Annotated in this window: 32 protein-coding genes and 1 tRNA gene; 17 read left to right on the top strand and 16 right to left on the bottom strand. The window is 66.0% G+C overall.

Features of this window, described 5'->3' with window-relative positions; all coding sequences use genetic code 11:
• Positions 1 to 59 precede the first annotated feature (59 nt).
• Both ABD260_RS30295 and ABD260_RS30300 read right to left on the bottom strand, forming a co-directional pair.
• Positions 60 to 545: an NlpC/P60 family protein gene (locus ABD260_RS30295; RefSeq protein ID WP_344238998.1), complete on the bottom strand. Its 486-nt coding sequence runs from the start codon at positions 543 to 545 to the stop codon at positions 60 to 62.
• An 8-nt stretch (positions 546 to 553) separates the two neighbouring features.
• Positions 554 to 1150: a TetR/AcrR family transcriptional regulator gene (locus tag ABD260_RS30300; RefSeq protein ID WP_344239000.1), complete on the bottom strand. Its 597-nt coding sequence runs from the start codon at positions 1148 to 1150 to the stop codon at positions 554 to 556.
• Positions 1151 to 1218: 68 nt separating this feature from the next.
• Here ABD260_RS30300 and ABD260_RS30305 point away from each other — a divergent pair, with 68 nt between their 5' ends.
• Both ABD260_RS30305 and ABD260_RS30310 read left to right on the top strand, forming a co-directional pair.
• The gene (locus tag ABD260_RS30305) at positions 1219 to 2013 is read left to right on the top strand and encodes an MBL fold metallo-hydrolase (RefSeq protein ID WP_344239002.1); all 795 of its coding nucleotides are present in this window, start codon (positions 1219 to 1221) and stop codon (positions 2011 to 2013) included.
• A gap of 70 nt (positions 2014 to 2083) precedes the next feature.
• On the top strand, positions 2084 to 2494 hold the full coding sequence (locus ABD260_RS30310) for a hypothetical protein (protein WP_344239004.1): 411 nt from the start codon (positions 2084 to 2086) through the stop codon (positions 2492 to 2494).
• Here the strand turns inward: ABD260_RS30310 and ABD260_RS30315 are convergent.
• A complete protein-coding gene (locus ABD260_RS30315; protein WP_344239006.1) occupies positions 2491 to 2895 on the bottom strand; it encodes an NUDIX domain-containing protein in 405 nt (134 codons plus the stop codon). The genes ABD260_RS30310 and ABD260_RS30315 overlap by 4 nt on opposite strands.
• Before the next feature lie 9 nt (positions 2896 to 2904).
• Positions 2905 to 3531 carry a hypothetical protein gene (locus ABD260_RS30320; RefSeq protein WP_344239008.1) on the bottom strand — a complete coding sequence of 209 codons (627 nt, stop codon included), beginning with the start codon at positions 3529 to 3531 and terminating at the stop codon, positions 2905 to 2907.
• Positions 3532 to 3567: 36 nt separating this feature from the next.
• Between ABD260_RS30320 and ABD260_RS30325 the strand changes: the two genes are divergently transcribed.
• Positions 3568 to 3987: a hypothetical protein gene (locus ABD260_RS30325; RefSeq protein ID WP_344239010.1), complete on the top strand. Its 420-nt coding sequence runs from the start codon at positions 3568 to 3570 to the stop codon at positions 3985 to 3987.
• A gap of 80 nt (positions 3988 to 4067) precedes the next feature.
• On the opposite strand, the gene ABD260_RS30330 is transcribed toward ABD260_RS30325, so the two are convergent.
• Positions 4068 to 4673, bottom strand: a complete 606-nt coding sequence (locus ABD260_RS30330; RefSeq protein ID WP_344239012.1) for a dihydrofolate reductase family protein — start codon at positions 4671 to 4673, stop codon at positions 4068 to 4070.
• A 36-nt stretch (positions 4674 to 4709) separates the two neighbouring features.
• On the opposite strand from ABD260_RS30330, the gene ABD260_RS30335 reads away from it, so the two are divergent.
• The 3 genes from ABD260_RS30335 to ABD260_RS30345 all read left to right on the top strand — a co-directional run bounded on the left by ABD260_RS30335 (position 4710) and on the right by ABD260_RS30345 (position 7294).
• Complete coding sequence (locus ABD260_RS30335; RefSeq protein WP_344239014.1) at positions 4710 to 5753, top strand: GNAT family N-acetyltransferase; 1044 nt, start codon at positions 4710 to 4712, stop codon at positions 5751 to 5753.
• A 253-nt stretch (positions 5754 to 6006) separates the two neighbouring features.
• On the top strand, positions 6007 to 6306 hold the full coding sequence (locus ABD260_RS37685) for a hypothetical protein (protein ID WP_425553433.1): 300 nt from the start codon (positions 6007 to 6009) through the stop codon (positions 6304 to 6306).
• Positions 6307 to 6406: 100 nt separating this feature from the next.
• Positions 6407 to 7294 carry an aminoglycoside phosphotransferase family protein gene (locus ABD260_RS30345; RefSeq protein ID WP_344239016.1) on the top strand — a complete coding sequence of 296 codons (888 nt, stop codon included), beginning with the start codon at positions 6407 to 6409 and terminating at the stop codon, positions 7292 to 7294.
• Positions 7295 to 7466: 172 nt separating this feature from the next.
• On the opposite strand, the gene ABD260_RS30350 is transcribed toward ABD260_RS30345, so the two are convergent.
• Both ABD260_RS30350 and ABD260_RS30355 read right to left on the bottom strand, forming a co-directional pair.
• Positions 7467 to 8351, bottom strand: coding sequence for a phosphotransferase family protein (locus ABD260_RS30350; RefSeq protein WP_344239018.1), 885 nt, complete (start codon positions 8349 to 8351; stop codon positions 7467 to 7469).
• Entirely contained in the window at positions 8348 to 9667 is a 1320-nt protein-coding gene (locus ABD260_RS30355; RefSeq protein ID WP_344239020.1) for an NsdA family TPR-like regulatory protein, read from the bottom strand. The genes ABD260_RS30350 and ABD260_RS30355 overlap by 4 nt, the downstream gene beginning before the upstream one ends.
• 216 nt (positions 9668 to 9883) lie before the next feature.
• Here ABD260_RS30355 and ABD260_RS30360 point away from each other — a divergent pair, with 216 nt between their 5' ends.
• From ABD260_RS30360 to ABD260_RS30370, 3 genes are all read left to right on the top strand, one after another.
• Positions 9884 to 10084: a hypothetical protein gene (locus tag ABD260_RS30360; protein WP_344239022.1), complete on the top strand. Its 201-nt coding sequence runs from the start codon at positions 9884 to 9886 to the stop codon at positions 10082 to 10084.
• Positions 10085 to 10302: 218 nt separating this feature from the next.
• Positions 10303 to 10497 carry a hypothetical protein gene (locus ABD260_RS30365; protein ID WP_344239024.1) on the top strand — a complete coding sequence of 65 codons (195 nt, stop codon included), beginning with the start codon at positions 10303 to 10305 and terminating at the stop codon, positions 10495 to 10497.
• Between the two features lie 360 nt (positions 10498 to 10857).
• Positions 10858 to 11700, top strand: a complete 843-nt coding sequence (locus ABD260_RS30370) for a class I SAM-dependent methyltransferase (protein WP_344239026.1) — start codon at positions 10858 to 10860, stop codon at positions 11698 to 11700.
• Between the two features lie 30 nt (positions 11701 to 11730).
• Here the strand turns inward: ABD260_RS30370 and ABD260_RS30375 are convergent, their stop codons facing one another.
• The gene (locus ABD260_RS30375; protein WP_344239028.1) at positions 11731 to 12255 is read right to left on the bottom strand and encodes a hypothetical protein; all 525 of its coding nucleotides are present in this window, start codon (positions 12253 to 12255) and stop codon (positions 11731 to 11733) included.
• A gap of 111 nt (positions 12256 to 12366) precedes the next feature.
• Between ABD260_RS30375 and ABD260_RS30380 the strand changes: the two genes are divergently transcribed.
• From ABD260_RS30380 to ABD260_RS30395, 4 genes are all read left to right on the top strand, one after another.
• Positions 12367 to 12627, top strand: a complete 261-nt coding sequence (locus tag ABD260_RS30380) for a hypothetical protein (protein ID WP_344239030.1) — start codon at positions 12367 to 12369, stop codon at positions 12625 to 12627.
• A 12-nt stretch (positions 12628 to 12639) separates the two neighbouring features.
• Complete coding sequence (locus tag ABD260_RS30385; protein ID WP_344239032.1) at positions 12640 to 13506, top strand: DddA-like double-stranded DNA deaminase toxin; 867 nt, start codon at positions 12640 to 12642, stop codon at positions 13504 to 13506.
• Positions 13503 to 13955: an Imm1 family immunity protein gene (locus ABD260_RS30390; RefSeq protein WP_344239034.1), complete on the top strand. Its 453-nt coding sequence runs from the start codon at positions 13503 to 13505 to the stop codon at positions 13953 to 13955. Before ABD260_RS30385 ends, ABD260_RS30390 begins: the two co-directional genes overlap by 4 nt.
• Positions 13956 to 14468: 513 nt before the next feature.
• Complete coding sequence (locus ABD260_RS30395) at positions 14469 to 15143, top strand: hypothetical protein (protein WP_344239036.1); 675 nt, start codon at positions 14469 to 14471, stop codon at positions 15141 to 15143.
• Positions 15144 to 15757: 614 nt separating this feature from the next.
• Here the strand turns inward: ABD260_RS30395 and ABD260_RS30400 are convergent.
• The 6 genes from ABD260_RS30400 to ABD260_RS30425 form a co-directional block, all read right to left on the bottom strand.
• Positions 15758 to 15830 (bottom strand) — tRNA-Ala (locus ABD260_RS30400).
• Positions 15831 to 16269: 439 nt separating this feature from the next.
• On the bottom strand, positions 16270 to 16914 hold the full coding sequence (locus tag ABD260_RS30405) for a histidine phosphatase family protein (protein WP_344239038.1): 645 nt from the start codon (positions 16912 to 16914) through the stop codon (positions 16270 to 16272).
• A complete protein-coding gene (rsfS, locus tag ABD260_RS30410; protein ID WP_344239040.1) occupies positions 16911 to 17363 on the bottom strand; it encodes a ribosome silencing factor in 453 nt (150 codons plus the stop codon). The genes ABD260_RS30405 and rsfS overlap by 4 nt, the downstream gene beginning before the upstream one ends.
• Before the next feature lie 8 nt (positions 17364 to 17371).
• Positions 17372 to 17983 carry a nicotinate-nucleotide adenylyltransferase gene (gene nadD, locus ABD260_RS30415; RefSeq protein ID WP_184834727.1) on the bottom strand — a complete coding sequence of 204 codons (612 nt, stop codon included), beginning with the start codon at positions 17981 to 17983 and terminating at the stop codon, positions 17372 to 17374.
• 20 nt (positions 17984 to 18003) lie between these two features.
• Positions 18004 to 18159 carry a hypothetical protein gene (locus ABD260_RS30420; RefSeq protein WP_344239043.1) on the bottom strand — a complete coding sequence of 52 codons (156 nt, stop codon included), beginning with the start codon at positions 18157 to 18159 and terminating at the stop codon, positions 18004 to 18006.
• Between the two features lie 89 nt (positions 18160 to 18248).
• Positions 18249 to 18377 carry a hypothetical protein gene (locus tag ABD260_RS30425; RefSeq protein WP_344239045.1) on the bottom strand — a complete coding sequence of 43 codons (129 nt, stop codon included), beginning with the start codon at positions 18375 to 18377 and terminating at the stop codon, positions 18249 to 18251.
• 144 nt (positions 18378 to 18521) lie between these two features.
• Here ABD260_RS30425 and ABD260_RS30430 point away from each other — a divergent pair, with 144 nt between their 5' ends.
• Positions 18522 to 18971: an Lrp/AsnC family transcriptional regulator gene (locus ABD260_RS30430; RefSeq protein WP_319039251.1), complete on the top strand. Its 450-nt coding sequence runs from the start codon at positions 18522 to 18524 to the stop codon at positions 18969 to 18971.
• On the opposite strand, the gene ABD260_RS30435 is transcribed toward ABD260_RS30430, so the two are convergent.
• Positions 18904 to 20100, bottom strand: coding sequence for an MFS transporter (locus ABD260_RS30435; RefSeq protein ID WP_344239049.1), 1197 nt, complete (start codon positions 20098 to 20100; stop codon positions 18904 to 18906). The two genes, ABD260_RS30430 and ABD260_RS30435, sit on opposite strands and share 68 nt — an antisense overlap.
• A 90-nt stretch (positions 20101 to 20190) precedes the next feature.
• On the opposite strand from ABD260_RS30435, the gene ABD260_RS30440 reads away from it, so the two are divergent.
• Positions 20191 to 21051 carry a winged helix-turn-helix transcriptional regulator gene (locus tag ABD260_RS30440; RefSeq protein WP_344239051.1) on the top strand — a complete coding sequence of 287 codons (861 nt, stop codon included), beginning with the start codon at positions 20191 to 20193 and terminating at the stop codon, positions 21049 to 21051.
• A gap of 503 nt (positions 21052 to 21554) precedes the next feature.
• Here the strand turns inward: ABD260_RS30440 and ABD260_RS30445 are convergent.
• Positions 21555 to 22541, bottom strand: a complete 987-nt coding sequence (locus tag ABD260_RS30445; protein ID WP_344239053.1) for an alpha/beta hydrolase — start codon at positions 22539 to 22541, stop codon at positions 21555 to 21557.
• 66 nt (positions 22542 to 22607) lie between these two features.
• Between ABD260_RS30445 and ABD260_RS30450 the strand changes: the two genes are divergently transcribed.
• Both ABD260_RS30450 and ABD260_RS30455 read left to right on the top strand, forming a co-directional pair.
• Positions 22608 to 23186, top strand: coding sequence for a PadR family transcriptional regulator (locus tag ABD260_RS30450; protein ID WP_344239055.1), 579 nt, complete (start codon positions 22608 to 22610; stop codon positions 23184 to 23186).
• Positions 23187 to 23275: 89 nt separating this feature from the next.
• On the top strand, positions 23276 to 23526 hold a 251-nt coding region (locus ABD260_RS30455), incomplete at its 3' end, for a hypothetical protein (protein ID WP_344239057.1).

Genomic DNA, 23526 nt, shown 5'->3' on the forward strand with positions numbered 1-23526 from the left:
CACGACTGTCCTCGGCTGGGAAACGTGGGGAAAGGAAAGGCGCCCGCTGGCTCAGCGAGCTAGCCGTTCCGGTTCGGCGGTTCGGGCTTGAGGTTGCCGAGGGACTCTGAGCTGGTCGCGGCAGGAGGGTGGGTGGTGATCACGCGTTTGATGCCGACCAGGACCTGGTAGCGCTCGCGGTTCGTGAAAGCTGACATGTCCCAGACGACGGGGCGTGCGGCCTCCGCGCACAGGTGCAGTACGCGTTCCTCTTCCACGCAGACTCCGACATGGGCGCCGTACGCATCGTTGGTGGTGTTGAAGAGCAGCAGGTCGAGCGGTCGTGCGGCCAGTACGCGAACCGTCGCTTGCGTGTCGGTCCAGAGTTCGCTGGAACGAAGAGCGGGTGCTGCCAGGCCGAACAGCCGCAGCACCTCGTACGCGAACAACTGACAGTTCGCACCGATCGCCATCCCGGGACGATCGCGCACCGCTTTGGAACCGGGATAACGCGAGCCTACGTACGGGACGTCCCAGAAAGCCGCCGGCAGTTGATCGAGCACCATGCTGCGTCCTAGGGCTGCAGCTGCGCGATGCAGGCGTGCATGATGCGCCGGGCGTGCTTCGCCGCGGCGTGGTCGCCGAGTAGTTGGATTTCTTGGTTCGCTGACATGGCGGCTCCGTTGAGGATGCTGACGAGGTCGTCCGGGTCTCCGCGGAGGTCACCGGCTGCCTGAGCGATCGTGATGTGCTCCCGGAGGAACCCGCGCCATCTGGACACGACGTCGTGCATGGCGTCTCGCAGCGGGCCGGGGCGGCCGTCGAGTTCGCAGGAGGCGGCGGTAACGAAACATCCGTTGGGGAACGGGCTGGCCTCCAAGTACTCGCACCATGCGTCGATCAGCGCTCGCAGGCGGGGAAGCCCGTCCGCGGTGGTCGCGCTGGGCTCGATGACGGCGGCGGTGAACATGTCGGCAGCCTGACGCACCACCTCGAGCTGGAGGCCCTCCCGGTTTCCGAAGGGGCCGACCACGCCGGCTTTGCTCATGCCGAGCGACTCCGCGAGCGGACCCAGGGTCAGCCCGAACAGACCTTCGACCGACGACTGCATCACGCCGGCGGCCACGATCCGCTCGCGGGTCTGCTGCGCCTCGTCCGCTGACTTCCTCATGCACCCCAGTTTAACGAACACTCGTTTGATATCTTTTAGCGAACGATCGTCCACTAAAGGAGTGTGTTGTGAAGGTTCGCTGGCTGGGATGGGCGGGCGTGGAGCTCGAAGCGGGTGGCGAAAGCCTGGTGATCGACCTTCTCGGCCGGCCAGAAGGAGTCTTGGAAGGCACCCCACTCGAAGCGCCGCTGCCCACGGTCGTGCCACCCGCGACCGAGGGCGATGTCCTGGCCGGGTTGTGCACGCACCTCCATCGCGACCACACCGACGCGGGCGCCCTCGCCACCGCCCTTCGCCCGGGCGGGAAAGTGCTGCACCCGGCCTCGTTCGGCGGCGACGACCACGAGAATCTCTGGACCCTCAAGGGCGATGCCGAGCTCGACCAGCATCGCCTGCCACGCATGGAAATGAGCTACTGGCAGACCACCCAGATCGGCCCTTTCACCATCGCTGCCGTACCGGCCGTCGACACCTTGGGCGACCCCCAAGTCTCCTGGGCCATCGAGGCCGAAGGCAAACGCGTGATTCACCTCGGCGACAGCATGTTCCACGGATACTGGTGGCGCGCGGCCCACCGGTACGGGCCCTTCGATGCGGTGCTGACTCCGATCAACGGTCCGACTGTCTGCTTCCCCCACTGTCAACCACCCAGCCCGTTCCCCGCATCACTCGACGACCAACACGCAGCCGTCGCAGCCCGCCTCCTAGGCGCCAAAGTCGCCATCCCCATCCACTACAACGGCTTCCACCTAAACAACTTCTACGAAACCAAACCGAACGAACTCACCCGTTTCCTCGCCGCAACCGAGAATGGGTCCTACGAAGTCGCCGCCCTCAAGCAAGGCGAAGAATTGACCTTGTGACACACCAAGCCCAGGTGGCTCGCGATTGAACCCTTGGCGGTACGTCGTCCTGACCCGTACTGTCTGCGCTGTGCCTCGAAAGATGGTGGTTCTCGCCGCCGGTGTGATCGGTGCAGTCGTCCTCGCCGCGATGGCCGTCGCACTCGACGCTCCCGCGTACCTTGCGTTCGGGGCGACGGCTGCCTTCGTCGCGATCGGATACGTACTGCCGTTCCGGGGCTTACCGCACTATCTCGCAACCCGCCAACCCAAGTCGGCAACCGGACAGTCCACAGCAACCGAGATCGTGCCCCGGGCCGCCGGGGCCTTCACCACCCTGGGCGTCGGCCTGACCCTGTTCTCCACGCAGGCAATCGAAGCCAACGATTCGGTGATCCAGGCCGCGGGATGGTTCGCCGTCGCGTTCGTCTCCGCCGCCGGCGCCATAACCGTCGCCGGCCTCCGCTACCTCGAACACCTGAAAGCAGCCAGAACCTCTTAGCGCCTGCCCGCTACGTGGACCGCACTCAGAATGCTCGACACTCCCGCCGGGTGCGCCAGCTTCAAGTCCGCAAGGTCACTCGGCCGGAACCAGCGCAGGTCGTCGTGCTCCGCAGGTTCGGCGTTGACCGGCTCCCCGTCCCAGCGCGTCACTAGAAACGCGTACATGTCGAGGTTCGGGTCGCTGATAGTCATCGGGACGCGTACGGGCTCATGCACGCGGACCCCAAGCTCTTCAAAGCACTCCCGCTCAACGGTCTGTTTCGGCAACTCCCCCGGCTCCACATGACCGCCAACAAGATCCCAACAGTCGGGATATACCTCCCGCCCCGGGTGACGATGCACCAACAGCACAAGCCCATCCCGCACCAGCGCAGCAACCGCGATCCGGATCTTCACCATGCCGCCACCCTAAGCACGAACGCGCTCCCGCGGCCGCCGCACAAGAATCGTCACCAGACCTCCCACCAAGATGAGACCGAAAGCGAGACAGGCCGCGGCCCATCGTCGGTACTTGTCGCGGTTGTCCAGCAGCCGCCACGCGTCGGCCTCGGCGATCGCTGTGTGGGGATCATCCGAAAAGTAGAGAATCCTCAGCGGAGCCGCATAACGGCTGCCCGAGTCAGGGCTCTGATGCTCCTCCTCGCGCGGGATCGGCGTATCCAAATCGATCCACAAGAGCTCCGTCTGAATGCGCCCCTGACCCGCACCCTCGAACTCGACCCGCACGTCCGCAAGCTGAGGCGCCCCTCGCCCCACCTGAACATCCAGAATCACCGGATCCGCCACAGCTGCGAGCCCCGTACTCAAAAAGTCCTGCCCCTCGTCGGCCCGGGACGTCAACTCAATCACCGCGATCCCCCCGTAGCCCGTACACACCGCAGCAACGACGCCGAGCCACGTCATCGGCCGTCTGCCAAACCCACTCCACCGCACGCCCAATGATCCCATCGCACCAACGATCACGTCCCCGCCACGCAGGCAGTACGCCGATATCGGATGAAGTTGAAAGACGGATGACGGCTGCAGAAAAACCATTGGTGTACATGCAGGTGCGCCGTCACGCTGGATGGCATGGAGCTCACCTTCCAGCATGATCCGCGCGGGGAGAGCCTTACGTTGATCCGCCGGGCGGATGGCGCGGTTTTCACGCTTTCGTCGTACTCCCGCAAGTGGCGCGTACCGCACGACCTCTCGCATGCGGTGACCGAACGGGAGCTCGGCATCCCCGACGGAATCGTCGGCGCGATCGCGGCGGTAATCCATGAAGCCGTCGAGAAACGGTTGCCAACGCCGTACGCCGACGTGCGGGAGAGCTGGGGAGTCATCTCTCAGGAGCCTTGTCCGTATTCGGACGAGGCCATCGACCGCGCTACTACGCTCTTGCGCAAACTGGACGAACAGTGGAGCGCTAGCTCCAAACCCCTGGAATTCCCATGGCCGACGAAACTACGGGCCGCCGACCCCAAGAGCACGCGAGCCCGGCCGCGCTAGATCACCTCCCCTAATTCGGTATACCCACGGCCGACTGCGTTCCAGCCGGAGACGAACCGCCCGGCCAGCAGAGAAGACCGTCACGACAGGACACGGTAGGTCACGTGTGTGACCAGGTTCGTTGCCCGCGCCGCTACCTGCTCCAGCTTCAGCGGCGGCACGTCCTCGAAGATCCGGGTCCCGGCGCCGAGTGTGAGGGGCGCGATGTGCAGGCGCAGTTCGTCGATCAGGCCCGCGGCGAGGTACTGGTTGATGGTGGTCGCGCCGCCCAGGATGCTGACGATGCCGTCGCCGGCCGCCGCGCGTGCCTGGGTCAGCGCGGACTCGATGCCGTCGGTGACGAAGTGGTAGGTCGTGCCGCCTTCCATCGGCTGCGGCTCGCGCGCGTGGTGGGTGAGGACGAAGACCGGCACGTGGAACGGCGGGTTGTCGCCCCACCAGCCGTTCCACTGCCGGTCCCACTCGCCCCGCACCGGGCCGAACATGTTGCGCCCCATGATGACCGCCCCGTACGTGCCCAGCTGGTCGATCTCGGCCCGATTCTCCTCGGGCTCGTCGGCGAACCAGGCGTGCAGCTTGTCGCCCCACCCGTCGCCGCCGTCATCGCCGAACGGCCGTTCCGCGGTCTGATTGAGCCCAGCCGAGTACCCGTCCGCCGAGACCGTGATTTCGCCGATCACTCGCATTGCCGTCCTCCTTGTCGTGGCCCATCTACTCTCAGCATGAAACTTATGGCGTTTAGTCTGGAGGACGTGCGTATTCCCGCCGTCGGTGTTGACGTTTTGCGTCCCGATATTGATGAGTTGCGGCTTGTGGCGTGGGGCGACGTGATGCGTACGGTGGGGGCGATCGAGCGCGGAGAGTATGCTCCCGCACCTGCTCAACCCTCTCAGCGTCTCCGTGAGCAGCTCGCCGACCCGAGGACTGTCCGGTGGGCTGGTGATCTCGACGGGACTGTGGTTGGTGCCGCGGAGGTCCGTCCCGCCGGCGAACCGAAGACGGCATTTGCGCGTATCTACGTCCTGCCCGAAATGCGCGGCCACGGCGTCGGTCGGTCGCTTCTCACCGAAGTGGTCCGTGATCAGCGGGCTGCGGGGATGGAGATCCTCGCCACTACGGTTCTCGCGGATACACCCGGCGCAAGATTTGCTCTCGACCTCGGCGCCGCGGTCGGTGACGAACTCGTCATCAACGTTCTGGACTTCGAAAACCTTGACCGTGATTCCCTTGAGCGCAACGTCGCTACCGGCCATGACGGTTACCGTTTGGTGCACTGGTCGGACCAGGCGCCGGACCTCCTGGTCGACTCGTACGCCCTGGCAAAGCGCGCGATCGCCGATGCGCCAAACAACCACCTGCCGCCGGGTGCAGTCGTGGAGTGGGATCGCGACCTCGTACGCCAAAGTGAGCGCGAACGCGCCGACCGCGGTGTCGCACTTTGGGTCACCGCCGCCGTCGTCGCCGGCACGTCCACGGTGGCGGCATTCACCGCAGTGGAGGTCGGCCGCTCAACCGTCGACGTGGGCCAGGAGGACACAGTCGTCGTACGTGAGCACCGACGACATGGACTGGCGACTTGGGTGAAGGCCGCCATGGCCCTCCGCCTCGCGGACGAGCTGCCGAACGTACGCCGCCTGTCCAGCACAACCGCCGTCGCCAACACCGGAATGCGAGCTGTCAACGCACGCACAGGCTTCCACGAGCTGACCCGTCGACTCCTCATCACAATCAACATCGCCGACCTGGCAGAACGACTCCATCTCTGACCACCCAGATGCTGGCTAACGGTCGTCCTTTCGACGAGTGCTAGCGGGCCCGCGAGCGCGATCCCACGCAGCGACACGACGGAGGATGCGGACTCCCGCTAGCACGGTCCGGCCGGAGCCTGATTCAGCGCGCGCGGCGGTAGTGCATGGCTACTGCACCGTTACTGAGCGGCTCCGCCGAGAGCAACTCGAGCCGGCGCGTACCGGGCAACCCACCCTCGTACAGCGTCGGACCGTGCCCGGCGATCCTGGGATGAACGAGCAGCGCGGTCAGGGGTGTGACGCATCCGGGCAGCCCTTGGTGGGGTCGCTGGGTGTTGTAGATGTGGTCGAACAGGTCGACCTAGGTCTGCAACTCGGAGAGCGTTTCAGCGAGTGGCTGTTTGTCGAGGTAGCGGAACAGGGTCTGGTGGAAGCGTTCGTTCTTGCCCTGGGTGGTCGGTTTGCAGGCAAGCCGGTGATCGCCTCGACCCCGAGCCGGGACACGTGCGCCACGAGCTGGCCGATGACACCGCGCCTGGGAATGGTGTTGCGACCTGGGCATGTACGTTGAAGACGGTGTCCGCCATCCGCCGATGGTCCTACGTAGCGCTCATCGTGCCGCGAGCGGTTCCAAAGGACAGCGCCACGGGTAGGCCTGCGATGATGATCGGGTGGCGGACCTTCACGACGAGCTTCGCGAGCGCGCCGCCACGTGCTGGCCGTCGTACGACTGGGCGTCCGCAGACGTGCTCAATGGCGCGTTCCACCTCGTGCTCGCCGTGCCCGGTGGGCCGCTGTTCCGCGTTGCAATCGGGAATGGCTTCAAGGCACGCACGAATCGGGAATGCCAGACGTTACTGGCGTTCGAATCGGCCCCGTTGCCGGTCCCCATTCCCCAACTGCTCGCCGGGCCGATCATGTCAACGCGTTGGAGCGGGATCCTGATCAGCCGAGTGCCAGGCGGCCCGCATGCGGGAGGTGTGCTGTCATCAACACAGCAGGCTGGCTACAGCAAGCTCCTAGCGGCGCTTAGCGCGCTCGATCCGATAGCCTTCGTCGATCTCTCCCCTCCCAGGACCTGGTGCGGCGGAGCGGCCTGGCCTGAGCTGGTAAGCAGCGATCTCACGCCATTGCTCCCCATCACCGCGAGACGGTCCGCAGCAATCCGGGTCGCAGAGCTCATCCAAGCCGAGAGCATCGCTCAAACCTCTGTCTGTCATGGCGACTTTGGCCCGCACAACATCACGTGGGACGGTGATCGCCCTATCGGCCTCTTCGATCTCGACCACGCCTGCATCGGTGACCCCGCTATCGACATTGCCCCGCTGATTGGCTTCCACGGTGCCGCCGCCGTCGCTGGCCTCGCAGCACCTGCACTTCTGCGGCGAGCGATGCTGCATCGGGCGACATTGTCGCTCCAGGTGGCCGCGGCCGCACACCTCAACGGATCAATTGCCCTTCGCGACCACGCACTCCGCAACTTCGCCAGCCGCGATCAGCAAGGCACCCTGTTCGATCCGAACGGTCTAGATCCGCATGGCCTATCCGACCAAGACTGACACCACAGCGAGATCGTGAACTACCCTGACGCGCTTCGACAACACCCCAGATAACGACCGCCGTCACAGCAGCTACACACAGCGGATCCTTCGTGGCCTACATCGAAGACATCGTTACGAAGGCTTAAGGGAACATACGTTCGAAATCGTGCAGCCTGGGCGTGACTGGCTCTCAGCTCAGGGGCTTCCAATCTGGCCAAGGCCGCGGTCCGCGTCGACCGCGAATGGAGGCAACTCGCAGCTCGGCTTCCGGTCGGAGTGACGGCTCCTCACTCGCGCGCTGGGCTGCATAACAGGTCACTCGTAGCTCGCGGATGCCGCGCAGCACCTCGAATCCGTCCCATTCGAGAACATCATGACCGTAGGTGGCCGCGAAGGCTCGGTACTCCTCGGCTGTCATCGTGCCGAACGTACTCAACCGAACTGCGGTGCTCACCAGATCCCACTCGGGCGGTCCAAGTGAGAAGCGTTCGAGGTCAAGCAGCACCGGGCCGTCATCAGTCACGACGATGTTGCCTGCCCAGGCGTCGCCATGGATCGCGCTCCGTTGTAGGCCGGCTGGCAGGTCGGCGAAGGACTCTGTCAAACGCGCGAGTTGCCCACGGAGCCACGTCCGATCATCCTCACTCAGTGTCGTCGCGCTATCGATCCGCTCACTCAGGCGGACAAACGGTGCGAGTGGTGGAAGATCGAAGTCAGTCGGCAGTGGGCTGGCGTGGAGACGTTTAAGCACTTCGGCAACCTCAGGCGGAGTGCCGTGGCGGTGCTCGGGAAGCTCTCGCCAGAACGTCACTGGCGAACCGTCGATCACGACCGGCTGGTCGACGTCAGACACCACTTCAACAGCTCGTATCTCGACGGAGGCAAGCCAGCGCGCGACAGCCACCTCTTTCTTGGCTGCGTCGAGCTGCCCGCTCCGCCCTATGCGCACCACCACTTCGCCGGGGAGCCGGTAGATGGCGTTCTCGCCGAGCCGAATTGGTTCGGCGCCAGACGATGCCAGACCGACTTGCGCGCACGCCTGCTTGAGAAGGACCTCCGAGGGTGGCACCGTCACGAGGCAGCCAGCACGTTGCGGATGTCGTGACGCAGCTCGGCAACCTCGTCGACCCGCTCGAACACCGTCGCGCGGTGTGCCAGATCTCGGAGGTCGTCGGCGGCACGGCGTGAACGAAGAGACCGCGCGTCCTTGAGCGCCTGCGCCCCGATTACCGCGGCCTCTTGCGGATCGCCGACGGTCATGGTCAGCGACGCCAACTTGATGCCGCTCATGGCGCGCGAGCGCACATAGGTTTCGGTGTGGCCGGCGACGGCGCTGGCCAGCCTGGACGCTGCTTCCTGTTCGGCTTGGCCTTGGCGGACGGCGAGATCCCACAGAGCGTGCCCCGTATCGCCGAGATGCTGCGCCCGGTCGTAGTAGCGCATCCAGGCCGGATCGTTGGCCGGATCGGCTTGGGAGAACTGCTCATCGGCCAGCCCGACCGTCCGCAGCGTTTCCTGTACGCGGCCCAGCTTGGCCAGGGCGCGAGCTCGGGCCGCCAGTAGCATCGCTCGCTCAGTTGCGGTCAGGCGGTCGGCCCGCACCAACGCCATCTCGGTAAGCGTCAAACCCTCGTCCGGGTCGCCGCACCAGATGGCTTGACGAGCGATCGAGGAGAGTGTCTTGGCGCGCAGGTTCCAGTCGCCGGCTTCGTCGGCACAGGCCTGCGTGAAGCGGAACATCCGCCGCGCGTCGTCGTGGGCGTAGGCATCGAAGGCCATCATGGCGCAGACGTGGCCGAGGAAGCCGACCGAGGAGAACAGTTCGCCCCGGAGGTTCTCGGGGCAGCGGGAGTCGAGCATCTCGGCTGAGTGACGCAGCTGCGCGATGACCGCTTCGCGCGCCAGCCCACCGCCGTAGTGGTTGTCCCAGGAGCCGAAGACCTGCGCAGCCGTACGGACGCCGTCAATATCAGCCTGCGTGACGATGTTCGGTACCGGTGTGGCCTGATCTGGCGTCAGTAGCTCCAGGAGTGGCGCTGAGCTGACGGCCGCTGCTCCGACGCCGATGACTGCTCGGATGAACTCTTTTCGATCCACGTTCCCCACCGCTGGGGACGAGTGGCGCCGCACCCGAAAGCCCAACTCTGGGTCCGTGCGCACGCCAGTGATGGCTCTCAAAGCCGCTCGATAGTCGGCCTGAGGGCTCCTGATCAGTCCCCGTTCGAGCTTGCCGACGTAGTTGGCGTCAAGGTCGGTCCGGCGGCCACGGTGCTGCCAGATCCATTCGTTGGCCATCTCGGCGAGGTCCTGGCGGGATGCCGGCTGGCCCGGAGCGTGAGGCGACTCCACGCGCTCACGCGCGTGGCGAAGCTGATCATTCGCCTCCGTCACTCATCGATGGTGCCACAGGCTGTGACCACCGAGCATCTAACCGCGACGTTTCCTCCCCAATTCATCCCGCTGGCATCCCTCCCAACCTCCCTCCCCGGGATCCCTTCTGGGGCGGGAAGGTGTCGTCATGACAGCGAGTACATGGGTCCTCACGCTCATTGCAGTAGTGCTCTACGGCTTCATGATCCGCGACATCATCGAGGAGGTGCGCGGCGAATGACGACTATTGCTGCGGCACCGCAACCAGCGGCCCGCCGTGTCCGCGTCTGGTTCGGTGAGCACGTCATCGCGGACTACACCGCCGAGCCCGCGGACGCCATCCGATATCAGGCGGGCATGACGCGGCGCTTCGCCAGTCTGCGCGTCACCATCGAGCCGGCAACCGCAGCGGTGAGACCGGATGCTGCTGACTCGTGAACGGCCAGCGCCGACTTGGCTGGTGGTCCCGGCTCTGGGAGCGGTTGGTCGCAGTCTTCCGTCGCTGGATGGACGTGGACCGATGACCGATGACAGCCGGCCATTGCTGCTCGGCTGCGCACGGCGTGACCTGTACCTGTCCGACCGACACGTTGAGAGCCTGAAGCGTGAGCTCGGGGAGTTTGCCCAGCTCGAAGGCTTTCTTTCTCATGGGCTCCGTGTACGTCGAAGATCCGGACACCTCTCCGGCTGCGTTCGAGGCCCTGGTTGCTTCGGTCAACCGTTACGAGATCACGGCAGTCGTGCTGCCGAGTTTGTGGCACCTGGCACTGGTGGGAGATCCAGCGGAGACACGTGGGCGGTTCGAGCGGGTCACGGGGGCTCGCATCATGCTGCCCGAGGTCGCCCCATGAACTGGCGGGGTCGGCGGGGAGTCCTCCTCACCTCCACTCACGCGCAGTGCGATCGCTGCACGTCCGCTGGCCCTGCCAAAGTGCGGTCCTTGTCCGAGTCTCCTTCTCCCCTGTGGAGGGCTCGGCCAGGGTCTGCTCAGCTACCGGCTGGCACGGGACGTGCATGCGAGTCCGCTCCGTGTCAGCCGCCTGAGGCACCGAGGCCCGGACGGGTGCCTCGGTCACGGCTGGCTGGGTGGTTGGGGCCTACGCGCCCGGGCGAGCAACCACCCAGCCAGCGCCGCTAACAGACCAGCGGGCGGGCGCACAGCCAGAGAAGCGGACGCCCGCCCGCTGTTCCACCTCGATGATAGGAGCGCAGTGGATACGCCCGTAAGCCCGCTGGATCGGCCGAGCGTCGATCCAGAGATCCAGACGCATTACTCGAGCCGCTGGGACGAAGCTGCCCGGTTGAGCTCCACCGTTAAAGGCCGATTGGAACAAGCGCGGCTCTACGACTTCCTGGGCCAGTGGTTCCCGTCGGCTCCTGCTCGCGTTGCCGACGTCGGCGGCGGTCCCGGCGTGCATGCTGGTTGGCTCCGCGACCAGGGGCACGACGTTGTGCTGCTCGATCCGGTCCAGCGGCACGTCGACCAAGCCAATGCAGCGGGCATTACCGCTGAGCTTGGCGACGGTCGCCGGCTGCCGTGGCCGAACGAGTCGTTCGATGCGGTGCTCATGGCCGGACCGCTCTACCACCTGCCGGAGGCCAGTGACCGCCGCTTGGCGCTACGCGAAACGCTGCGGGTGCTGCGACCAGGTGGTGTGCTCGCAGCAGTGGCGATCAACCGGGCGGCTAACCTGATCGGCTCGACGCTGGCCAACACGCTGCTTACACGCCACGGCATCGTGCGCGACATCTTGGAGACCGGTCACAGCGCCGACAACGAGCGGATGGCGCACTGCTACTACCACCGCGAGAACGAACTACGCAGCGAGCTCGTCAGCGCCGGGCTCAGGCCGGTGAGCATCTTCGGCCTCACCGGTCCCGGTGGCTGGCTGACAGTCATGATCGACGCCCATTTCAAAGGCCAGCCCTACACCGACAAGCTGGCCGAACACGACCCGCTGGACACGGCGTTGGAGTGCTCTCGCCTGGCAGATCGCATGCCGGAGCTGGTGGCGGCAAGTTCGTTGTTCCTGGCCGTTGGCCAGAAGGGCTGAGCTGTGTCCTCCTGCACTGCTGGCGGAACCTCAGCCGAGTTGGCCGTGCAGCTCGACGTACTCCTCTTCGGCGCGCAGCACCTTCGACAGCACCGCATCTGCGCTCGGCAATGCATGGAGCGGGAACTTCGATCCATCCCACCTCAGCCGGCCGTCCAAGGTCGTCGACGGCGGGATGACCACCGGTGTACCCGGCTCGATGTACTCGACGCCGGTCGCCAGAGGGCCAAGCTCGGTGTCGGGTTGCAGGGTGCAGGTGATCCAGTCGCCGTCGGGCAGCTTCATCGTCGGCGGCCAGACTCCGGGTCGCTCCTGTTCGTAAAGGCGCTTCCCGTAAGCCCCGGCGATCCGCGGCAGGCGCCAGATCGCCACAGCTGGACACGACGAGATGGCCAGGTTCGGCGGCTCGGCGACGTCCCAGGTCGCGCGGGCTGCGTCGGCTTCAGTGATCCAGTCGCCGTCCGGCGCACCCGCGATAGTTGCCGCCTGCACCGGAATGCCGCGCTCCACGCAGGCGAGAGCCGTGTCCAGCAAGGCGTTCCTAAGTCGAATCATCTGCCTGATCGTCCTCCCGTTTTCACGGAACATCATTGCCGCGCTACCGCGCGGCTTGTCAATCCGGACCGCAGTAGACCGCTGAGCGTCTAACCAAGTGAGGAGCCGTATATGTCTCAAGTCGAACAAATGAAGATGCAGCTGCACGGTCTGGCCGACCAGTCACGCCAAGGTGCCACCAGCCTCGCCGGATTCAAGCAGCGCTTCGAGCAATCGAGCCAGCAGGTGCAGGCCCTCATCCGCGGCACGGCGACACGAGCTGACCAGGACATCGCCACCATGCTCGACGCTGCGGCCAAGTCCGTCGACCAGGCGGTGCAGTCGCTGCAGATCGCTGAGGCTGGATGTCGCAGCTACGCCGACCAGATTTGATCCTGGCGAAACATGCCCTCCGAGCTGCAGCGGGTCGCTGGAGAGCTACTCGCGTGCCTGAACGAGGCGCCGCGGGCGATCGACTACCTGCATGACCGAGCCCGGAAGTGCCGCGAAGCCGCGGCATGGATCGGCAGCCAGAGCAACAACCCGAACGCCCGCACAGCCGCCATGCAACTCGACGACGTGGCCCGGCGCTGCGAAGAGGCTGCTCACTATCTGTCCTCGGCTGAAGCGCGGGCAAAGCAGTGGGTCGAGCAGATGGTCAGCGGCATACGAACCACCGAGCCAAGCCGAGGCTCGACAGGCGACCGGCCGCTCGATTCAGGTGGGAGCACGTCATCTCTAGAACGCCGGCGGGACGACAGAGACGACAATCGAGAAGCGGGCAAACCAGACAAGACCGCGGCGGCCGGCGATCAGACGAGTCGGGAAGATGAAGTCCCGGACATCGATGATGACGAAGCCTGGCGACTATTCGCCAAGCTGCCGGTTCGCCGCGACGGTCCCGGGCATCGCGAGAAGACCCGTGGCCTGTGGCGCAACGAGGACGGCACGGTCGACGAGTGGGTCAGTGGCTTCGACGAGTGGCGTGACAAGGCCGATCGGTTCGCCGTCGCCGAGAAGATCGGCAACGCACCGCACTTGCTGCAGATCACCTCACACGTCGAGATCAAGTTCGCCATGTTCATGCGAGAACGAGGCCTACGACGGGCAACACTGGTCGTCAACAAACGTCCCTGCCCCGGTGAAGCCGGCTGTGATGAGATGCTGAAGGACTTCCTGCCCAAGGGCGCCAAACTGACGATCTTCGGACCAGACAACTTCAGAGAGACCTACCCCAAACTGACGAAGCCCGAAGGGACAGAGCTGGCATGACGTATTCGCTGAAGGCGTACTACAAGTACGAGCACACCGACGGCGGCGTACTGGTGACTTCGGCTGCCGATGTCGACGCACTCGTCGACGCCATGCTGACGGAGCCGTTTGAGAACTCGGTCGCCACGCTCTACATCCAAGAGCGACCACGCAACGATCGCGGCTACCCCGATCACGAACTGCGCGTCGGGCTGTATCCCGAAGGCAAAGTCGGCAGCCTGCGCTACGCCGGCAAGGTCGACGGCGAAGCTGGTGCCTGGTACGCGCTGGGTCAGCAGAGCCAGCGTGAGGAAGTCTTCTACTACTACACCGGGCACGACGAGGGGTATCCGCAGGACGCGGAGCTCTCGACCGAGGACATTCGTGGAGCGATCAAGGAGTTCTTGCAGTCTGGCGCAGAACGTCCGGCATCGCTCGACTGGGCTGAGTGGCCGTCCGACATTGGCTGACTGAATCCGTCTTACATCAGCCGTTTGACCGCACACATCGCTATGTGCACACACGCCGTGAGTTATCCACACACGTGCAGACAACCATCGCGCCGGGAACCATCCCTCGGACATCCTGATGGAGCGCGCCCGGTACGCCTGCCCCGAAACCGTTAGTCACTCAATTAGTCACTCAGGTCATGCAAGAGGCCGGCTTCCCGAGTGGGGAACCGGCCTCTGACCTGCGGTGGAGCTTAGGGGTTTCGAACCCCTGACCTCTTCCATGCCATGGGCGGGGGTCGTGTTGATGGTCCACGTGGGACAACGCTTATACCCTTACCTACAAGGCGTTCTCGCCTTGCTGGTTGCTGCGCGTTGGGTCCGCTTCGACACCGTTGTTACGCGTGGTTCGCTCCCAGAATCCTCCCATAGCGGCAGGAGCTCGGCGACTGCCGGGCGCCGGCCGCTCCGAGGTTCGCCACGCTGACTCCGTTCCCCCAGCACGTCGATCCGGGCTGTGCGATCCTCGGAGGTGTGACTTCAGACGACAAGAAGCCGCCGACGGTCCCAGACATCGCGATCCGGGCGGCGATCGAGCTGTTGCCGTATGGCAAGGATTCGATGATGACGATCTATCAGGGCGTCAGGGATCGACGGCTATACCGTGCGAACCAGGCAATGGCTGAGATCGAGGCACGGGTTCCACAGGACCAACTTCAAGCGCGCCTCCTAGAATCAGAGAGTCTTGATGCGTTGTTTGGACGTGCGATAGCTGCAGCCGCAGACTCGGCACTTGAGGCGAAGCGTCGCATGCTAGGTGTCGTGATCGCTGAGGCTGTCTTGGATGACGCATTGGTCGATGACTCGACCCTTTGGGTGGATTTGCTCGCTCAGGTCGAGGTGGTGCACGTCAGGTGCTTAGAGGACATACTCCGCGTGCAGAAGGAAGTCGAGGCGTCCGGAGAACGGCCGATGGCTTCGCGGGGAGCTGAGCGAGAGATCAACCAGAAGATTCTTGATGCCGGACGAAAATACCCGTCACCCTTGCTGAAAACGCTAGCTAACCTCAGCCTGCTGGATGCCCAAACATCATGGGACAGGTCGACTGACTATGTGCACGGCCTGACGTTGTTCGGCGAGGAATTTCTGCAGCACCTCCGTACGGCGGCCGGTACCGAGGCCACGAAACCCGTGGTGACCTCAGACTGACACCTACGTGTCAAGCCTCGGCCAGCCCTGCGGCATCGCCCCGATAGCTGCCGACCTAGGTTCGGTGTGGTGCGGGTCATGGGTCGAGTTTGCTCGATCGCGTAGCGACGCCGGAGGCGCTCTTGACGCGTGCTGCGCCGGACCGTCCCTCCCATTGTTGCTAGCGGGGCGATGCAGGAGCCAATCAGACGGCTGACCGCGGGGGACCATGGACGGCGTGGCCGGCCATTTCTGACAGCGCCAGATCACAGGGTGCCGAGTAGCGGATGGCGAGTTCTGCTGTCTTTGACCCGGCACCCTGCTGCACGTGCGCGCCAGGCCACGGGACGCGCCCAGAACGGAGCGCTAGCGCAGTGGAGGGCAGGCGTCCCGACCTTCGGTGGCGGCGCGCATTACGGGCCCCGAGGGGCCCGTCTTGACGCTGACGAACGAGAGAAGCTCCTCACTTGGGTGCCTGTGATCAGGGACACCATCGAGAAGGCTGAGGAGGAGGCGAAGAAGCTCGCTGCCAAGGTGGTGGGAGTGGGGTTCCGCTCCCAAATCGCTCCCATTGACCCCTCTAACCAAAACAGGTCAGGGGGCGAAAGTGCCTCCTGACCTGCGATCTCTTGCGGTGGAGCTTAGGGGATTCGAACCCCTGACCTCTTCCATGCCATGGAAGCGCGCTACCAACTGCGCCAAAGCCCCGCGGTGTCCTTGCGACTCGGAAAGCTTAGCGGATGGAGGGCGGCAAAGAAAAATCGGTTCTGTAGTGGGGCTGGTGTGGTCTGTGCCACGGCTGGATTCCGTGGGGAATCGGTAGTTGGCGGGGCTTCGCTGAGTGCGGTTGAGTGGGCATCCGATGAGACCTGTGGAGCGTATGGATGGTCCGTCCCGTGGGTCTCATGAGCGTACGGAGCGTCGTACTGACCCGAATAGGCCCCCTTCGCCCAGTGCAGTCGCTAGAGGACGCTCCGCGGCCCGCCGGAGGCGGCAAGAGACTGTCGCCGCGAAGCGGTGTCCGATTGCCGCTCTCACCACATGTCTCTCGCCAAGTGCGGGCGGTCACAGGACAGCCTGCGGCCCGCCGGAGGCGGCAAAAGACTGTCGCCGCGGAGCGGTGTCCTTTGGGCGGGTCGGGGTGGGGTCAGCGTTGGGGGTCTTCGGTTAGGGCTGGTTCGGGGAGGGAGCCGGCGTTCCATTCTTCTATTCGCCAACCCTGACGGCCGGGGAGGAGGGAGACCCAGTTGCAGTTGGAGAGGGCGCCGAAGGCGGGCCAGTTGGGGTGGGGGATGCCGAGGAAGAGGCAGATGCCCACCCGGGCGGCCAGGCCGTGGGTGGCTATCACGATGGTGTCTTCGGGGGTGCCTTGGTCTGCGATCCGGGCCAGGGCGGCGGCGAAGCGGTCGGCTACTTCTTCTACGGTTTCGCCGTTGCTGCCGCGGCGCTGGGATTCGCCGCTGCGGATGCGGGCAGCGGCTTCGGGGTTGCGGGTGGTCAGTTCGGCCATGGTGAGGCCGGCCCAGTCGTCGACGTCGATCTCGCGGAGCGCCTTGTCGTACTCGATCTCGAGGCCGGTGAGCGCGGCGAGCTGGCCGGCGGTGGTGGCGGCGCGTTGCAGGTCGCTCGCGTACAGGCGGGTGGGGGCGAGCGTCGCGAGCCGGGCGGCGGCGGCGCGGGCCTGGTCGAGGCCGACGGGGTCGAGGGGGATGTCGGCCTGGCCCTGGATCTTGTCCTGCAGGTTCCACTCGGTCCGGCCGTGACGCCAGACGATCAGCCGGCCTGCGGTCATTCGGCGCTCTCGGGCGTACTGCCGGCTGCCGCGCTTCCGGCGACCCCCGACGGCTGCTCAGCCGGAGCGGCGGCGGGCGTGGTGCCGTCCGGGGAGGGCAGTGGGATCATCGGGCAGTCGCGCCAGAGGCGTTCCAGCGAGTAGAAGCTGCGCTCCTCGGCGTGCTGGACGTGGATGACGATCTCGAGGTAGTCGAGCAGCACCCAGCGGCCTTCGCGGGCGCCCTCGCGGCGTACCGGCTTGGCGTCCAGGTCTTCGCGGAGCTTGTCCTCGATCGCGTCCACGATGGCGCGGACCTGGCGGTCGTTCGAGGCGGAGGCGACCAGGAACGCGTCGGTGATGGCGAGTTGCTCGGAGACGTCGAAGGCGAGGACGTTCTCGGCCTTCTTGTCGTGGGCCGCTTCCGCAGCCGCGGTCAGCAGCTCGATGGCGCGTTCACTGGCAGGCATAAAACGTCCTAACGATTGGTGTAGAGCTCACGCTTGGCGATGTACTGGACGATCCCGTCGGGTACGAGGTACCAGGTGGGGTTGCCCTTGGCGACCCGGGCCCGGCATTCGGTCGACGAGATCGCCAGCGCCGGGACCTCGAGCAGCGTGATCCGGTCCATCGGCAGCTGGTCGAGCGGCAGCTCGAGCGCCTCGGTCCCGGGCCTTGTGCAGCCGACGAACTGGGCGAGTTTGAAGGTCTCGTCCACGTCCCGCCAGGTGAGGATCTGGGCCAGCGCGTCAGCGCCGGTGATGAAGAACAGTTCGGCGTCCGGGTACAGCCTGGACAGGTCCCGCAAGGTGTCGATGGTGTACGTCGGGCCGGGCCGGTCGATGTCCACCCGCGAAACGGAGAACCGTGGGTTCGACGCGGTCGCGATCACGGTCATCAGGTACCGGTCTTCGGCCGGACTGACCTTGCGGTCCGACTTCTGCCACGGCTGGCCGGTCGGTACGAAGATCACCTCGTCCAGGTCGAAGTACGCCTGTACTTCGCTGGCCGCGACCAGGTGGCCGTGATGGATCGGGTCGAACGTGCCACCCATCACGCCGATGCGTCGTATCCGCTCCACTGCAGCCACGTCAGCCCATCACCAGCCGGTCAGCTGTGCGGCCGGCCCTTGCCCATGATGACGGTGATGGCCAGCAGCAGGACGAGCACGAACAGGGTGAACCCGCCGAACCACCACTTCGAGATGTGCGACGCCTCGGTGGCCTGCGCAACGGTCGCCACCTGGGGCACGAGGATCGAGAACATGATGCAGAGCCTATCTCGTACCCCCGGGAACGACAGCGACCGGTGGCCCGGAACACTCGACGGGGGCACACCGGTCGCGGAAGGTGAGGTCAGCTGTGGCGGAGGTTACGGGTCAGCAGCCGGCGCCAGGTGGACGGTACGGCGTGCGCGCGGCGCGCCTTGGCGGCCATCCGGTGCCGCTCGTCGATCTGGGCACGGGCAACTTCGGGGGTGATCATGATTCCTTCACTGGGTCGGTACGGCGAGCCCGGGGCGGACCGGCCCCGGTACTTGAAATTATACGGTATGAACTACTCTCTCACAAACGAATTGAAGGCAGATCTGATTCCCAACCTTGGAATCTGCGGTGAACGGGAGGTGTCATGGACGCGATCGATCGGCAGCTGATCGAGGCGCTGCGGCTGAACGGGCGCTCCAGCTGGGCCGAGCTCGGCCGGGTCGTCGGGCTGTCCGGGCCGAGTGTCCAGGAGCGGGTCCGGCGGCTCGAGGAGCGTGGCGTACTGCTCGGGTACCGCGCCGTGGTCGCCCCGGACCAGGTCGGCCTTGGCACGAGTGCGCTGATCGGCTTGTTCCAGCGTGACGACGTGGAGACCGACGACATCGTCGAACAGGTCCGCGAGATCGTCGCGGTCGAGGACTGCTGGTTCGTGGCGGGCGACCAGGAGCTAGTGGTGAAGGTGCGGGTCGCCGATGTGACCCAGCTGGAGGCAGTAGTCGGATCACTGCGCCGCGTGAACGGTGTGGTCAGGACACGGACGACTGTTGTGCTTTCGACTCGCTGGGAAGGGCGGCCGGCGCCGCTGCCCGAGTAAGCAGCAGTACGGCTCCTGCCACTAGTGCGAGAGCTGCTGCGACCGGGTAGAGCAGTCGCGGCACATGCTCGTACGCCGCACCGCCTATAGCTGGGCCGAGGAACATTCCACTGATCGAGGCAGCCGCGTACAGGCTGGAGTACCGCCCGACCATGCCCTCTGGCGCGGCATCGGCTACGTACGCGGTGGCGGTCGGTTTGTAGAGCATCTCCCCTGCCGTGATCACCACGATCGCCAGCGCCGCTCCGGCCAGGGCGGGCCAGATGCCAAGCACAGCGAGTCCTAGGCCGACCAGTCCGAAGCCGGTGGCGATCACTCGGGTGGCGCGGTGCCCACGGAGGCGTACGGCTAGTGGTGCCTCGCATAGGACGATCACTACTGAGCTGACGCCGATCAGTACGCCGTACGCGACTGCTGGCGTGCCCGCATCGCGCAGTAGTAGTGGCATGGTGGCGAAGATCTGCCGGTACACGGTGTCTACGACGATGATCGTGGCCAGTACGACTAGCACCTGGCGGTCCTGGAGAATCGTTCGCCAGAGACCGGTGGCCTTGGTGTGCGTGCGGCGCGCGCTCGGTACCCATCGCCAGACGATCGCGGCCATCAGCAGACTGGTCACCGCATCGATGACGAAGACCAGCGAGAAGTCGTACGCCGCGAGCAGGCCGCCGAGGGGTGGCCCGATCGCGAAACCGGCGTTGCTCGCGGTGCGGGACAGCGCGATGCCTTCGCGGCGGCGTTCGGGCGGGAGTGCGGTGGCGACGAGGGCGCTCAGGTTGGGGCGGGCGGCGCCGCCGAACAGGCCGGCCAATGCGGCGACCAGGACGAGTGCCGCGCCCGGGGTGAAGGGCATCGCGACGCAGGTGATCGCCCAGAGGAGTTGGCTGGCGATTGCTGCCGTACGCAGACCGAAACGGTCGCCGAACCAGCCGCCGGTGAGGTTGCCGCCGAGCAGACCGGCACCGTACGCGGCCGCGGCGAAACCGGCTTGTTGCGCGGACATGCCACGATCGTCGACCAGGTAGAGCGTGAGGTAGATCCAGGCCAGGGCGCCGGCCGAGCTGACCAACTGGCCCAGCATGACGGCTTTCAGCCAGGCGGGCAGGTCCGCGATCCGGCGCCAGTACATCTGCGCGCTCCCGTCGGCTAGAGTGAGTTTCTGTTGGGAACTTACTCGACAGAACAGCTCACCGGCAACCAGTCATCGAAGGAGTGGATCGTGCGGCGGAGCAGCTTCGCGCCCGAGGCGGACTGTGCGATCGCGCAGTCCCTCGGCGTCATCGGGGACGGTTGGGAGCTGCTGGTCGTCCGCGATCTGGCGCGCGGGCTGGAGCGGTTCGACCAGCTGGCGGAGTCGTTGCGGATCTCGCGGAAGGTGCTGACCGAGCGGCTGAACGGGCTGATGGACAGCGGGATCGTCGAGCGGTCCGCGTACCAGGAACGGCCGACTCGATACGCGTACGGGCTGACGCCGCGCGGGCGGGCGCTCTTGCCGGTGCTGGTTGCGCTTCAGGATTGGGGCGATCGCTGGCTGCTCGGGGACGGATCGCTGACGGGAACCAACGATGCGGAGGAGGCGCCGGCGCTTCGGCTCCACGAGTTGATCGGGCAGCGGGTGCCGTACCTTGCGTTGCCGTCGACTGCTGGTACGACGGTGGATGTGGTGGACGGTGATGCGCGGGCGACGGTGATCTTCGGGTATCCGGCGACTGGGCGGCCTACTCCGTTGCCGGACGGGTGGGATGAGATCGCGGGGGCGGCTGGGTGCACGTTGGAGAACCGGTTGTTCGCTGGGCGGCGGGACGAGTTCTTGGCTCGGGGGCTTGCGGTGCGCGGGGTTAGTACGCAGCGGACCGACGAACAGCAGGCGTTTGCTGCGGCGGAGGACATTCCGCATTTGCTGCTGTCGGACGTCGAGTTGGAGCTGGCGGCGGCGCTCCGGTTGCCGACATTCCGGGCCGGCGGGTACGAGCGGCTGAAGCGCGTCGTGCTCGTAGTCGGCCCCAACCGCGTGATCTCGCGAGTCCGCTACCCCATCACCGACATCGCCGACGCCGTCGCCTGGGCCCTCACGAGCTGACGATTGCCGACAACCCCCACTACACCAGGCAAGCACCGCTCGACACCGGCCCACGCCCGGTCCGCGGAGACCGAGCACCGCCCGATGACCGGCTCGCACCCAGCGCGCGAAGAATGAGGACCGCCCAACCCACCCACACACAGCCCGCGAAGAACCAGCACCACTCAACAACCGACCCGCACTCAGCGCGCGAACAACGAGCACCGCTCGACAACCGACCCGCAACTCGGCGCGTGGAGCGCGATCGCTGGTTAACAACCGACCCGCACTCAGCGCGCGAACAACGAGCACCGCTCGACAACCGACCCGCAACTCAGCGCGTGGAGCGCGATCGCTCGTTGACAACCGACCCGCACTCAGCGCGCGAACAACGAGCACCGCTCGACAACCGACCCGCAACTCAGCGCGTGGAGCGCGATCGCTGGTTAACAACCGACCCGTACTCAGTGCGTGGAGGGCGATCGCTGGGTGACAGCCGGCCCGCGTCCACGCGTGGCGGGCGATTACTGGGTGAAGAAGGACTTCAGTTCGGTGGCGATTCTGCGTACTGCTTCGGGTTTGCCGGTGGGATTGAGGGGGCTGGGGTCGGAGGACGAGCCGTGGTCGTAGCCGGGGAACTCGATCCGGGTGCAGTGCGGGAGCACCTTCTCCAGCGTGTCCCGGCCGGGGGCCAAGCCGCGGAGGCCCTTGCTGCCGCCCATCAGCAGGACGTCCGCCTGCACCGCACGGAAGGCGTCGAAGGTGCCGGCAAGCTCGGCGACGATCGTCCCTTCGGCGTGGATCGTCGGGGCCAGCTGGCGCATGGTGATCGCGCCTGCGGCGGCGCCTCGCTCCTCCTTCGCCATCATCTTCTCGGTCATGTACCGGAGCAGACCACGCGGCATCACCTTGAGGAACGCAGGCGCCATCTCGAACCCGAACATGCTCGTCACCATCGCGGCGGAGACATCACCGCAAGCGATCTCCCGATCAAACCGAGCCAACCACTCCCGATGCGGCGCCCCGTCCGCAACCAGCGCCGGCTCATAAACCGCCACCTTCCTCAACACCCGACCACCCGCCGACCCTGCAGCGGCACTCCCGGGGAGGGTGGAGTCGGGGCCGCCGGTGCTCTGGACGGCGGAGGTTGTAGCGGAGGTCGTGGCGCGGGTGCGGGCGGTTTCGAGGGCTACTGCTCCGGCTGCGCTTACCCCGAAGAGCAGTTCGGCGCCGGTTGCCTTCAGGACGGCTTGTAGGTCTTCGACTTCGGTTTGGATGCTGTGGTTGGGGCGGTGGGGGCCGGAGAGGCCGCGGCCGCGGCGGTCTGGGAGGTAGACGGTGAACTCGTCGGCCAGCGCCTCCGCCAGCAGGAGATGGCTGCGTGCGGACTCCATGCTCCCGTGCAGGACGACGACGGCCGGGGCCTGAGCGTTCGTCCCGGTCTTGTAGTACCCGATCTCGGTGCCGTCGCGTGAGGTGACGGTGCCTTGGGTCAGTTCAGCTGTCCTCATGGATCGATAGTTGCATGGCCTCTAGTTACATTGCAACTAGTAGCTTTGTACCGATAGGCTGAGGACGTGACTTTTCGACGCTCCCCGCTCGCGCTGGCGATCCTCGGCCTGCTGGAGAACGGTCCGCTGCATCCGTACGGGTTGCAGCGGCTGATCAGGCAGTGGGGCAAGGATCAGGTCGTCAACGTCGGGCAGCGGACCAGCCTGTACCGGATGATCGTGCGGCTGGAGGAAGGCGGGCTGATCACGGCCGTCGCGACCGAGCGGGACGAGCGGTATCCGGAGCGCACCGTGTACCACCTGACCGACGACGGGCGCGCGATCTGCCGGCAGTGGCTGGGCGAGATCATGACGACGCCGCGGAACGAGTACCCGGAGTTTCCGGCGGCGTTGTCGTTCGTGATGCTGGTGCCGCCGGAGGCGGCCGGTGAGCTGCTCGCCGAGCGCCGGGAGAAGCTGACGAAGCGCATCGCGGAGTTGCAACTGGAGCTGCGGACTGAGGTCGAGGGCAAGCCTGTCCCCCGGTTCGCGCTGCTGGAGACGGAGTATCAGGTCGCGGTTACGGTGGCGGAGGCGAAGTGGATCGACGGCATTCTCCACGACCTCCGCAACGGCAAACTCACCTGGACCCCAGGGCCGGTATGACACCCGGCTCGGTGAGGTTTGGCGCAACCCATCACCCCACGAAGCAGCCCGCTGCCCCGGTGCGTGGTGGGACCGAGCACGGTGGGGCCGTGCACGGTAGGGCGGAGCACGGTAGGGCGGAGCACGGTAGGGCGGAGCACGGTAGGGCGGAGCACGGCCGGGCCGAGCGCAGCCGGGCCGAGCGTGGTGGGGCGGAGCACGGCGGGGCGGTGCGCGGCGGGGCGGAGCACGGCGGGGCGGAGCACGGCGGGGCGGAGCACGGCGGGGCGGAGCACGGCGGGACCGAGCACGGCGGGACCGAGCACGGCGGGACCGAGCACGGCGGGACCGAGCACGGCGG

Origin of the sequence: Kribbella hippodromi (assembly GCF_039531045.1) — a bacterium.
GTDB classification, from domain to species: Bacteria; Actinomycetota; Actinomycetes; order Propionibacteriales; family Kribbellaceae; genus Kribbella; species Kribbella hippodromi.